Raw genomic sequence first — 12279 nt, 5'->3', positions numbered from 1 at the left:
CGTAGAAAGCACCGCACACTCATGATCAAAATCGCCGTCCCTAACAAAGGCTCTCTGTCCGAGGCCGCTCTGGAGATCCTCAAGGAAGCAGGATATAAGGGCCGTGGTCACAATAAATCGTTGAACGTAGTGGATGAGGACAACGGCGTCGAGTTCTTCTTCCTGCGTCCGAAAGATATCGCCATTTATGTCGCGCAGGGTGTCCTTGATCTCGGGATTACTGGCCGCGACTTGGCTCTCGATTCGCGCGCGAAATTCAACGAAGTCTTGGACCTCGGTTTTGGCGCCTCGACGTTCCGCTACGCAGCACCAGCGGGGGAGCAGTGGGATGTTCCGAAGCTCCAGGGCAAGCGCATCGCCACTTCGTACCCTAACGTTGTGCGCAATCACCTCAGCGCGAATGGAATTGAGGCTGACGTCATTCGCCTCGACGGAGCGGTAGAGATTTCGATTCACCTCGGTGTCGCAGACGTGATCGCAGATGTTGTCTCAACGGGAACTACCCTGCGTCAGCAAGGGCTTAAGCCCTTTGGCGAACCCATCGTTTCTTCCGAGGCGGTCGTGATCAAGCGCGAGGGCGAAGAAGTCACGGCCGAAGAGAACGTTGTGCTCAGCCGCATTCGCGGAATCCTCAACGCCCGCCACTATGTCATGCTCGATTACAACGTGGCGGAAGAGAAGCTCCCAGACGTCGAAGCTGTGACCCCCGGCTTGACTGGTCCCACCATCTCACCACTGGCACGCGAAGGGTGGGTGGCTGTGCGCGTCATGGTGCCCCGCAAGCAGGCTAATCAGGTGATGGACGCGCTGGAAGGGCTTGGCGCCGAGGCAATCTTGGCTTCGGATCTGCGAATTGCCCGCTTTTAGGGGGAGAATCCAAGCATTTTATTCGCGCTCCTAGCTACGATGGGGGCTGACCATCATCGTTCTTCGATTTTTATGCAAGGAGTCAGCCCCGATGGCAAAGACAACTAAGAAGGATGCTCAGCCGGAGGCCAAGGAGACCAAGGACGTGAAGTCCCAGGTCGAGGAAAAAGCCACCAACAAGGCTCCGAAGTCCCCGTCCAGCAAAAAGACGCGTACTGAGACTGATCTTCTCGGCTCCGTAGAGGTTCCGAGCGATGCGTACTACGGCGTTCATACGCTGCGCGCTATCGAGAACTTCCAGATTTCCTACGTGACCATCAACACCATCCCGGATTTCATCCGCGGTATGGTGCAGGTCAAGAAGGCTACCGCGATGGCTAACCGCCGTCTGCACGTCCTTCCTAAGAAGAAGGCAGAGGCAATCATCTGGGCTTGTGACCAGATCCTGGAAGAGGGCCGCTGCATGGACCAGTTCCCGCTGGATGTCTTCCAGGGTGGCGCTGGTACCTCCCTCAACATGAACACCAACGAGGTTGTAGCCAACCTGGCACTCGAGTACCTCGGTGAGGAAAAGGGTTCCTACGACGTCATCAACCCGAACGATGATGTCAACATGTCCCAGTCCACCAATGACGCATACCCCACCGGCTTCCGCTTGGGCATCTACTACGCCATGGAAGACCTCATCGAGCGCATCGATACCCTGCAGGCAGCATTCCACGCCAAGGGCAACGAGTTCGTTGACATCCTAAAGATGGGCCGCACCCAGCTGCAGGATGCCGTTCCGATGACCCTTGGTGATGAATTCAAGGCCTTCGCGCACAACCTTGCGGAAGAGCAGGCCATCCTGCGTGACGCCCAGAAGCGTCTGCTGGAGATCAACCTCGGCGCAACCGCTATCGGTACCGGCGTGAATACCCCGGCCGGCTACCGCCACCAGGTCACCGCCGCATTGTCCGAGGTCACTGGTCTGGAGATTAAGACCGCCCGCGATCTCATTGAGGCAACCTCTGACTGTGGCGCTTACGTACTGCTGCACTCCACCATCAAGCGTGCAGCAATGAAGCTGGCCAAGATCTGTAATGACCTGCGCCTGCTGTCGTCTGGCCCCCGCGCTGGCCTGGCCGAAATCAACCTGCCGCCGCGTCAGGCTGGTTCCTCCATCATGCCGGGTAAGGTCAACCCGGTTATTCCGGAGGTTGTCAACCAGGTCTGCTTCAAGATCTTCGGCAACGACCACGTCGTCACCATGGCCGCTGAGGCAGGCCAGCTGCAGCTCAACGTCATGGAGCCGGTGATCGGTGAGGCACTGTTCCAGTCCATCCGCATCATGGGCAACGCCGTCGACACCCTGCGTGAGAAGTGCGTCGTGGGCATCACCGCCAACGCTGACGTCTGCCGTGCTTATGTGGAGAACTCCATCGGTATCGTCACCTACCTGAACCCGTTCATCGGCCACCACAACGGTGACCTCATTGCCAAGGAGTCCCTGAAGACCGGCAAGGGAGTCAAGGAACTGGTTCTGGAGAAGGGCCTGCTCGACGAGGAAACCCTCAACAAGGTTCTGTCCGTGGAAAACCTCATGCACCCGGAGTTCCGCGGCCAGCTGTACATCGACGAATAAATCGTCGCCCAGCACTAGCGAGAGCGAATCGCTCATGCTGTACAACACACGCCCGCGCTGCCTCAATGATGGCGGCGCGGGCGTGTGCCCGTTTTCAACCACACCAGGTATCACGCCCTCTCTCGAGACCGAGCCGTCGGTGCGCACTTTTGTGGAAACGGACACAATCGGGCCTGAATACTCGCTAAAGCCACACCAATAGGGAAGAATAAAAACTGTCAGTTCTCGCGCCATGGTCGTGTTCTGACCGCCGCGCGAATTACCACCCATACTGCAGTTCAACTGCACATATTGGAGTTACACAATGGTTGTAGTGCACATCCTCATCGTCCTTGCGGCGATCTATCTCGGTGCCCGAATCGGTTCAATCGGCATTGGTATGGCCGGCGGCTTGGGCGTTCTACTTTTAGGCCTCACCGGCGTCCCCGTCACCCGCGAAGATATCCCCTTCGATGTCATCGGCATCATCATGACCGTTATCGCGGCCATCGCTGCCATGCAGCGCGCCGGCGGCATGGACTATCTGGTCTACCTGGCAGAGAGATTCCTTCGTAAAAACCCGAAGAAGATCACGTTCTATGCCCCGGTCGTCACGTGGCTGATGACCGTTCTGGCAGGCACTGGACACACCGCTTTTTCCACGCTCCCGGTTATCGTCGAGGTCGCCAAGGAAGGCAAGGTCCGCCCCTCACGCCCGTTGTCCATCGCGGTTGTTGCCTCGCAGATGGCCATCTGCGCCTCACCCATCTCTGCGGCCGTAATCTTGCTGGCCTCCCTGTTGGAGCCCATGGGCGTGGGCTATTTGCAGATCCTCGCCGTGCTCATTCCTGCGACGTTCCTCTCCATTTTCCCTGCCGCCTGGATTGCCAACCGAGCAGGCGCTGAGCTCGAAGATGATCCCGTTTACCAAGAACGCAAGGCCCAAGGCCTGGTAAAGATGCCACAGGGCTCCCACAACTACAGCCCGGTGCAGGGCGCCAAGACCTCCGTGATCATCTTCCTGGTTGCCATCGTCATCGTTATGCTGTGGGCCACCCTGACCTCCTCCCAGGTAGGACTCATCGAAGAGCCGACTCTGCCCCGTAACGAAGCCATCATGACGGTGATGCTTACCGCTGCAACCCTCATCGTCATGATCACCAAGATCTCCGCTGGCGATGTACTCAACACCCCAGTGTTCAAGTCTGGCATGTCTGCCTGTATCTGTGTGCTTGGTGTGGCCTGGTTGGGCACCACGCTGATTAACCACTACATGGAGGACATCCAGGCCATTTCCGGGTCCGTCATCGAATCCGCCCCATGGTTGCTGGCCATCGTGCTCTTCTTTGCTGCGGCGCTGCTGTACTCCCAGGCAGCCACCACCAAGGCTCTCATGCCTGCGGCCCTGGCCCTTGGCGTCAACCCGCTGACCGCTGTCGCTGCCTTCCCCGCGGTATCCGCTCTGTTCATTCTGCCGACGTACCCGACCCTGTTGGCGGCCGTTGAAATGGATGACACTGGCTCGACCCGCATCGGAAAGGCTGTCTTCAACCACCCGTTCATCATTCCTGGCACTGTGAGCATCGCCTTGTCGGTCCTCCTGTGCTACGCCATCGGCGCAGTCGTTCTCTAGCATTATCAAAAAATTATTTGATTTTGCTCAAGACACTTCTTTAGCACGCTAAGCTGGTGGGCATGACTACGCAACCTTCTGATGTTGAGATCGCTCAAGCCCACCAGCTCGAACCCATCACTGATATTGCTGCCCGCGCCGGTATCCCGGCGCCCGCTCTTATCCCTTATGGGCAGAATAAAGCCAAGGTAGATATCACCCAAGTTGGGGATACACCCGCCAACGGCAAGCTCGTCCTCGTTACTGGTGTCTCGCCGACTCCAGCAGGTGAGGGCAAATCCACTGTCCTTATCGGTTTGACCGATGCCCTCACCCAGCTGGGGAAGAAGGCTATCGTGGCACTGCGCGAGCCCTCCCAGGGCCCCGTCATGGGCATTAAGGGAGGCGCCGCTGGAGGCGGCTACTCCCAGGTTGTTCCCATGGAGGACATCAACCTCCACTTCACGGGTGACTTCCACGCCATCTCTGCGGCGACCAATACCTTGGCCGCCATCATCGATAACCACATCCACCAAGGCAACGCTCTCAACATCGATCCGCGTCGCATCACCTGGCAGCGCTGTATCGACGTCAACGACCGCGCGCTGCGCAATGTCGTCACCGGTCTTGGCGGCCCGGCCCACGGTGTACCGGGGGAGACCGGTTTCACCATTACCGCGGCATCCGAAATCATGGCCATCCTGGGACTCGCCACTGACTTGGCAGACCTGAAGAAGCGCCTTGGCGACATCACCGTGGGCTACACCTATGACCAGAAGCCGGTCACTGCGCGCGAGTTGGGGGCAGAAGGCGCGCTGACGGCACTGATGCGCGATGCACTCAACCCCAACTTGGTGCAAACTCTCGGCGGAACCCCGGCCTTCGTCCACGGCGGACCATTTGCCAACATCGCTCACGGCTGCAACACGCTCCTCGCTACCCAAACCGCGATGCGCTTCGGCGATATCGTTCTTACGGAGGCAGGGTTCGGCGCGGATCTCGGCGGTGAAAAATTCCTCGACGTCAAGTCCCGCTTCGGTGACCTCGATGTCGCCGGCGCCGTCGTCGTGGCGACAATCCGTTCCCAGAAGTACAACGGTGGCCAGCCACGTGAGGAACTGACTACGGAAAACCTGGAAGCGTTGAAGAAGGGTGTGGTCAACCTGGAGCGCCACGTGGAGAACCTCCGCAAGTTTGGTCTGACCCCAGTGGTGGCCCTCAACCTCTTCGGCAGCGATACCGATGCCGAGCGCGAGTTCATGCGCCAGTGGGCGGCAGACTTTGACGTCGCGCTCGAGGAAGCAGAGGTGTGGGCCAAGGGAGGCGCCGGCGCCACCGCGCTAGCTGAGCGCCTTTTGGACAGCCTCTCCGAAGGCTCCTCTCACCAGCTTTACGATCCCGCCGATGGTATCGAGGCATCCATCGAGACCATCGCCACGGAAATTTACCGCGCAGAACGCGTCGAGTATTCCTCCAAGGCGCTCAAGGATCTCAAGTACATCAAGGACAACGGCTGGGAGAAGTTCCCCGTCGTTATCTCTAAGACCCAGTACTCCTTCTCCGATGATCCCAGCCAGCTCGGCGCTCCGGAAGGCCACGTCCTCCACGTCCGCGAACTTCAGCCGCGCACCGGCGCTGGTTTCATCGTTGCCCTAACCGGTGACGTCATGACCATGCCGGGCCTGCCGAAGAAGCCCGCGGCAAACAACATCGACGTTGCCGCTGACGGATCGATCTCCGGCTTGTTCTAAGCCGCCGTGCGGTCTACGCAGCGCAATCTACGCGGTCTGGTCGGGCCACCCGGGATACTCGGGTGGCGTTCCGCCAAACGCCGGGCAGAGGTCTTGGAACGAGCACCAACCGCACAGCTTTGAAGTCTTCGGCCTAAAGTCTCCGGCCTTGCCATCGCCTTCGATTTTGGCCCAGAGCTCGCCTAGGTCGCGCTCGAAGTATTCCAGTTCCTCCGGTCCCGGCGTGAGGAACATAGAGTCCAGTACCTTGAGGTACATCAGCCGCAACTGCGTGGGGATCGTGCCAAGCAGCCGCCAGTACACCAATGCGTAGAATTTCATCTGGAACTGCGCGTCCTGGGAATAACGGGGGAGCGGCTTCTTTCCGGTCTTATAGTCCACCACGCGCACCTCGCCAGTGGGGGCAACGTCTACGCGGTCAATGAACCCGCGGACAGGAACACCGTTCGGCAAGACGGTATCGACGTACATCTCGCACTCATGGGCGTCGAAACCTTGCGGGTTTTCCATCTGGAAGTAGCCCTTGATGAGTTCACGTGCTTCGACGAAGAAGTCGAGTTCTTCCTGTTCTGGGACTAATTCGCGTAGCTCGGGATCGGATTCAATCATCACTGCCCATTCGGGCTTAATCATCTTCACCGCCACCGGGTACTCCCGCTCCTCGCGGGGTAGCTGGTGCATCTTTTCCAGGACGGCGTGGACCAGCGTTCCCTTGACCTGTGCCTTCGTCTTGGGCTCGGGGAGCTTGTCGATGGCCCGGAAGCGATAGAGCAGCGGGCACTGCTTGTAATCGGAGGCGCGGGAAGGGGAGAGGGCTAGTCGTTTCGGCATAATGTTTCTCAGCCTAGCGCATAGGCACACACAGTCCTTCCGGCATCACCCGGCAGTCCGTGGCAAGCTGGAAGCATGAGCACTACGCAAGATTTTCTCGATTTCATCGCCGCCAGCCCGTCCTCCTACCACGCGGCTGAGGAGGTAGCGCGCAGACTCGTTGAGGCGGGTTTTAGCCGCCAGGATGAGTCCGCCGAGTGGTCAGCCGAACCGGGCGGCCACGTCATGGTCCGGGGTGGTGCGGTCATGGCATGGTTTGTCCCCGAGGGCGCGAGCCCGGACTCCGGCTTCCGGATTATCGGCTCCCATACTGATTCGCCCGGTCTTGCTCTCAAGCCCACCCCAGATTTCGACTCCGCCGGTTGGCAGCAGGCGGCCGTGGAAGTCTATGGCGGTGTGCTTCTCCACAGCTGGTTCGACCGTGAGCTCACCGTCGGCGGCCAAGTAATTCTGAACGATGGCACACGCCACTTGGTCAATACCGGGCCTTTGCTGCGCTTGCCTTCGCTGGCTATCCACCTCTACCGCAAGGATGAGTTCAAGCCGGATCGCCAGCGCCACATGCAGCCGGTGCTCTCCGTAGGTACACCGGAGACGTCGGTGATGGGGGTCGTCGGCAAGCAACTCGGCGTTGCCCCAGAAGACATCGCTTCCTTCAACCTCATTACCGCCGATGCCCAGCGCGGTGAAGTCTTTGGCGCCGGCGAAAAGCTCATCGCTGCTGGACGCATGGATAACCTCTCTTCCGTCCACGCCTCCCTGCGTGCCCTTCTCGCCGCTGCCCGCAACGCCGACTCGATTGAGCACAAGGACATCCTCGTCATGGCGGCCTTCGACCATGAAGAAGTTGGCTCCTCTTCGCGCTATGGCGCGGGTGGGCCGATTCTGGGGGATATCCTTACCCGCACCGCTCGGGCGCTTGGCGCCAATGAGGAGCAGCGCTTCCAAATGTTCGCGCGCTCCAGCTGTGTGTCGGCCGATGCCGCCCACTCCGTGCACCCGAACTACGCGGAAAAGCACGATCCCACCCACCACCCGATCATCGGCCAGGGGCCGGTGACCAAGATCAACGGCAACCAGCGCTACGCTTCCGACGCCAACACCGTGGCCCTGTGGGAATCTGCCTGCCGCCGCGCCGAGGTGCCCTACCAGCGCTTCGTAGGCAATAACGACGTGCCCTGCGGCTCCACTATCGGGCCGATTTCCGCCACCCGCTTGGGTATTCCCACCGTCGACGTGGGAGTGCCGATGCTCTCGATGCACTCAGCCCGCGAGCTGGTGGGCGAGCGCGACCAACTATGGCTTGGTAACGCCCTTGAGGCATACTTGGTGGGTTAATCCTAGCCACCCAAACTATGTGAAAGGTACCCACGCCATGGCTTATTCTGGCCCCTTCCGCTACGGCGACCGCGTGCAGCTCACCGATGCCAAGCGGCGTCACTACACCATCGTCCTCGAGGAGGGAGGCCAGTTCCATTCGCACAAGGGCATCATCAACCACGATGATGTCGTCGGCATGGATGAAGGCTCCGTCATCGATTCGACTCTGGGCAGCTCCTTCCTCTTGTTTCGCCACCTCATGGTGGACCATGTCCTGTCGATGCCACGGGGTGCCGCGGTGATTTATCCCAAAGACTCCGCGCAGATTCTGGTCGAAGGCGATATCTTCATGGGCGCACGCGTGCTCGAGGCCGGCGCCGGTTCCGGCGCTCTCTCGATGACGCTGTTGCGCGCCGTGGGGCCGGAAGGCCACGTTTTCTCCTATGAGGTGCGCGATGATCACCTGGAATACGCCGTGGACAACGTCACCGAATACTTCGGTAAGCAGCCCGAATGGTGGAGCCCGCGTCTGGGGGACTTGGCCGATGTCACCGTCGAGGATCTGGGTGGCCCGGTGGACCGCGTCATCCTGGACATGCTCGAGCCCTGGGAGCACCTCGAGAAGGTGCGCGATATCCTCATCCCGGGCGGCGTTTTCATGACCTATGTCGCCACCGTGCCGCAGCTGATGAAGGTGATGGAGGGAATCCGCGAGCTGAAGTGCTTTACGGAGCCGCGGGCCTGGGAGTCCCTCGTGCGCGAATGGAAGGTGGAGGGCTTGGCCACCCGCCCGGAGCACCGCATGAACGCGCACACAGCGTTTCTGATCTGGACACGCCGGCTTGCCGACGGCGTCACGCCACCCCGCCCGCAGCGCCGCGCCCGAAAGTAAACCCTTTCACACTAATCGTGGGTTGCTGCGCGCTAGGGTGGGATCTATGAACGATGCCACTCATTCCCAGGAACTTGGCCAGCAGCGTCGCCAGATAGAGCAGCTCGCTGAACGCAATGCCAAGCTTGCTGCCCTGTTGAAGGATGCTCGCACGAAGCTTCAGCAGATGCTCGCGGAGGTTGACGCCCTTGCGGAGCCCGCCTCCACATACGGTGTCTTTCTGGGCTATTCCGGGCGTGCGCACGATTCGCGCCGCGACGCTGAGGTTTATACCAATGGCCGAGCCATGCGGGTCAAGATTTCGCCGAACCTCGAGCCCGGCTCCCTGAAAGTAGGGCAGCAGGTGCGCTTGGGCGAGGGCTTCGTCGTCGTGGAGGCCTGCGCACCGGTAAATACGGGCGCGTTGGCCACGCTACAGGAGCGTCTCGGCACCGACCGCGCCGTGGTCATTAATTCCTCTGGTGAAGAGCAGGTTATTCTCCTCGCCGCAGCGTTGCGGGATACCGTGCGCGCCGGCGATACCCTCTTGGTCGAGCCCAAATCTGGTGTTGCCACCGAGCGCGTGCACAAGACTGAGGTAGCGCAGCTCACGCTGGAGGAGGTTCCTGACGTCTCCTACGAAGACATCGGCGGTTTGGACGAGCAGATCTCCCTCATCCGTGACTCCGTCGAGCTGCCTTTCCTGCACCCGGAGCTCTACCGCCAGTACGATCTCCAGCCGCCCAAGGGCGTGCTGCTCTACGGCCCGCCAGGCTGCGGAAAGACGCTCATCGCCAAGGCGGTAGCGCATTCGCTGTCCGCGTCGCTGGGAGCTAGTGCCCCCAGCTACTTCCTCAATGTGAAGGGCCCAGAACTGCTCAATAAATTCGTAGGCGAGACTGAGCGCCGCATCCGCCTCATCTTCGAACGCGCCCGCGAGCTTGCTTCCGAGCCCACCGAGGATGGCAGCCAGCGCCCGGTCATCATCTTTTTCGATGAGATGGAATCCATCTTCCGCACGCGTGGCTCCGGTGTGTCCTCCGATATGGAGACCACCGTCGTCCCGCAGCTGCTGACGGAGCTGGACGGTGTGGAGAAGCTCAGCAACGTCATCGTCATCGGCGCCACCAACCGCGAGGAACTCATCGACCCCGCCATCATGCGCCCAGGGCGCCTCGACATCAAGATTCGCGTCAACCGCCCGACCAAGCAGGGCGCGCGGGAAATCTTTGCGCGCCACTTTCCGGAATCAGTCCCGCACGAGGGTGACCTTTCCCAGCTCATCGATACCGCGGTCGACGATCTCTACGCCGAGCGGCCGTTCGTCAAACTCCACTTCGCTAACGCGGATCCGCGTGTGCTGCACTACCGGGACTTCGTGTCCGGCGCAATGATCGCCAACATCGTCTCCCGTGCCAAGAAGCTGGCGATCAAGGAAGCGTTGGACGCAGCCACTGCCACCGATGGGGCGAAGTCCAACGGCATAACCGCAGCGCACCTTCACGAGGCTATAGCCGCGGAACAGGCTGAATCGGAATACGTCCCCACCTCCGCCAACCCGGAAGAGTGGGCAAAGATCGTCGCTGGTACCTCCGCTGGCGCGCATGTCACCGGGGTCGAATTGATGGGAGTGTAGCCATGAGCCGTGTTCTAGGAACCGAAACTGAATATGGAATCTCCACGCCGTCCAACCCGGCGCTGTCACCGATCGTGACCTCCACCCATGCTGTTGTGGCTTATGCCGCCCTGCATACCGGCGCGCGCTCCCGCTGGGATTTTCGGGAGGAGCACCCGCTGCGCGATAGCCGCGGCTTCGATCTCAAGCGCTACCACACCGTGCCGGTGGTGGACCCGAACGCGCTGGGTGTGGCCAACGTGGTGACCGCCAATGGCGCGCGTTTCTACGTCGACCACGCCCACCCCGAATACTCCTCACCGGAGTGCACGAATGCCTGGGATGCGATGCTTTACGACGCCGCCGGTGACCTCATCCTGCGCCGTGCAGGGGAGGCCGTAGCATCGCTGACCGCGCAGGGCACGTCCGTGTTGGCCACACACGATCCCTGCCCGCGGCTGAAGTTTTACAAGAACAATGTGGACGGCAAGGGGGCTTCCTATGGCAGCCACGAGAATTACCAGTACTCTCGGAACACCGACTTCGATGATATTGCCCAGGGGCTGATTCCTTTCTTCGTTGCCCGCCAAGTGGTCACCGGTGCCGGCCGCATGGGTGTGGGCGTCGATGGAGAGGAGCCAGGTTTCCAGATTTCGCAGCGCGCGGACTACATCGAGCAGGAAATCTCCCTAGAAACCACCCTCAACCGCGGCATCATTAACACCCGCGACGAGCCACACGCGGTGGCCGAGGACTTCGGCCGCCTGCACGTCATCATCGGTGACGCCACGATGTCCCACACCTCGACGCTGCTCAAGCTAGGCATGACCTCGCTAGTACTCGATGCCATCGAGAGCGGCGTGGACTTTAGTGACATGCGCCTTATGGAACCGGTGGAGGAGGTGCAGCGGGTGAGCCGCGACCTTACCTTGACCCATCAGCTTAAGCTTCACGACGGCCGCCGCCTCACCGCCCTCGACATCTTGGCCATCTACCGGGAAAGGGTTACCGCCGCCTCCGAAGCGGATGAAAAGGTACTCACCGTCTGGGACGAGGTTGTCGAGCTTCTGGCCGACAACCCGCTCAAGGCCGCCCACCTGCTGGATTGGGTAGCAAAATACCGCTTGATTAAGGGCTACCTGGACCGCGGCGTGGCGGCCGATGATCCGAAGCTGGCGCTGATCGATCTGCAGTACACCGACATCGATCCGGCAAAGTCCCTCTACCATGCGCTCGTGCGCAAGGGGCAGATGCGTACCTTGGTCAGCGAGGAAGAGATTGCTGCTGCAGCGGAAACGCCGCCCGCGGATACCCGCGCCTACCTGCGCGGCCACGCCACCCGAAAGTTCGGGGAGGATGTCTTGGCGGCGTCCTGGCAGTCGCTGACCTTCCGCATCGGTGAGGCCGAGGGAGCCAACTCTGGTACTGCCTGCGTGGCACTCGACGACACAAAAAGACTCGGGCAGGACGAGGTGGGCGCTCTGCTGGAATCTGCGGACAGCGCCGCCGACTTCGTTAATAGTTTGCGCCAGCTCGGGGTGCGAATCGAGTACCCTACACTGTATTAGCGCAGCATTTTCCACTCGCGAAAGGAGCTCTTAAGAATGAGCGGACAGCAGTCTCAGATCAACGCCGGTGGCGGCAACGGTCAAGGAGGCGACACTCCGGAGTTCGACGCCGGACAAGTCAGCATCAACAGCGCGGGTACCGATGACCTCCTCGATGAGATTGACGGCCTTTTGGAGTCCAACGCCGAGGAGTTCGTGCGCTCCTACGTCCAAAAGGGCGGCGAATAAAGGTGGAGCAGCC

General features: G+C 60.5%; 10 protein-coding genes. 9 read left to right on the top strand and 1 reads right to left on the bottom strand.

Annotated features, from left to right (window positions below; all coding sequences use genetic code 11):
* Nucleotides 1–21 precede the first annotated feature (21 nt).
* The 4 genes from hisG (at nt 22) to HMPREF2806_RS11665 (ending at nt 5833) form a co-directional block, all read left to right on the top strand.
* Entirely contained in the window at nt 22–867 is an 846-nt protein-coding gene (gene hisG / locus HMPREF2806_RS11680) for an ATP phosphoribosyltransferase (protein ID WP_046649145.1), read from the top strand.
* A 91-nt stretch (nt 868–958) separates the two neighbouring features.
* Nucleotides 959–2491 carry an aspartate ammonia-lyase gene (aspA, locus tag HMPREF2806_RS11675; protein ID WP_046649146.1) on the top strand — a complete coding sequence of 511 codons (1533 nt, stop codon included), beginning with the start codon at nt 959–961 and terminating at the stop codon, nt 2489–2491.
* A 304-nt stretch (nt 2492–2795) separates the two neighbouring features.
* Nucleotides 2796–4103, top strand: coding sequence for an anaerobic C4-dicarboxylate transporter (locus HMPREF2806_RS11670; RefSeq protein ID WP_049157692.1), 1308 nt, complete (start codon nt 2796–2798; stop codon nt 4101–4103).
* A 62-nt stretch (nt 4104–4165) separates the two neighbouring features.
* A complete protein-coding gene (locus tag HMPREF2806_RS11665; RefSeq protein WP_049157693.1) occupies nt 4166–5833 on the top strand; it encodes a formate--tetrahydrofolate ligase in 1668 nt (555 codons plus the stop codon).
* 27 nt (nt 5834–5860) lie between these two features.
* Here HMPREF2806_RS11665 and HMPREF2806_RS11660 read toward each other — a convergent pair whose 3' ends face one another.
* Nucleotides 5861–6664 (bottom strand): RecB family exonuclease, encoded by an 804-nt coding sequence (locus HMPREF2806_RS11660; protein ID WP_049157696.1) that lies wholly within the window; start codon nt 6662–6664, stop codon nt 5861–5863.
* A 75-nt stretch (nt 6665–6739) separates the two neighbouring features.
* Between HMPREF2806_RS11660 and HMPREF2806_RS11655 the strand changes: the two genes are divergently transcribed.
* Genes HMPREF2806_RS11655 through HMPREF2806_RS11635 form a run of 5 tightly spaced genes read left to right on the top strand, consistent with a single transcriptional unit; the run spans nt 6740 to nt 12266 of the window.
* Nucleotides 6740–8002, top strand: coding sequence for a M18 family aminopeptidase (locus HMPREF2806_RS11655; RefSeq protein ID WP_049157697.1), 1263 nt, complete (start codon nt 6740–6742; stop codon nt 8000–8002).
* A gap of 37 nt (nt 8003–8039) precedes the next feature.
* Nucleotides 8040–8876, top strand: coding sequence for a tRNA (adenine-N1)-methyltransferase (locus HMPREF2806_RS11650; protein ID WP_049157698.1), 837 nt, complete (start codon nt 8040–8042; stop codon nt 8874–8876).
* Between the two features lie 46 nt (nt 8877–8922).
* On the top strand, nt 8923–10491 hold the full coding sequence (gene arc, locus HMPREF2806_RS11645; RefSeq protein ID WP_049157700.1) for a proteasome ATPase: 1569 nt from the start codon (nt 8923–8925) through the stop codon (nt 10489–10491).
* 2 nt (nt 10492–10493) lie between these two features.
* Nucleotides 10494–12038 carry a depupylase/deamidase Dop gene (gene dop / locus HMPREF2806_RS11640; RefSeq protein WP_070517793.1) on the top strand — a complete coding sequence of 515 codons (1545 nt, stop codon included), beginning with the start codon at nt 10494–10496 and terminating at the stop codon, nt 12036–12038.
* A 36-nt stretch (nt 12039–12074) separates the two neighbouring features.
* Nucleotides 12075–12266, top strand: coding sequence for a ubiquitin-like protein Pup (locus tag HMPREF2806_RS11635; RefSeq protein ID WP_010186632.1), 192 nt, complete (start codon nt 12075–12077; stop codon nt 12264–12266).
* Nucleotides 12267–12279: the final 13 nt, after the last annotated feature.

The sequence above is a fragment of the Corynebacterium sp. HMSC076G08 genome, from assembly GCF_001811515.1.
Taxonomy (GTDB): Bacteria; Actinomycetota; Actinomycetes; order Mycobacteriales; family Mycobacteriaceae; genus Corynebacterium; species Corynebacterium hiratae.
Note: the sequence above shows the minus strand (reverse complement) of the source record. Positions and strands in the feature narration are given on the sequence as shown.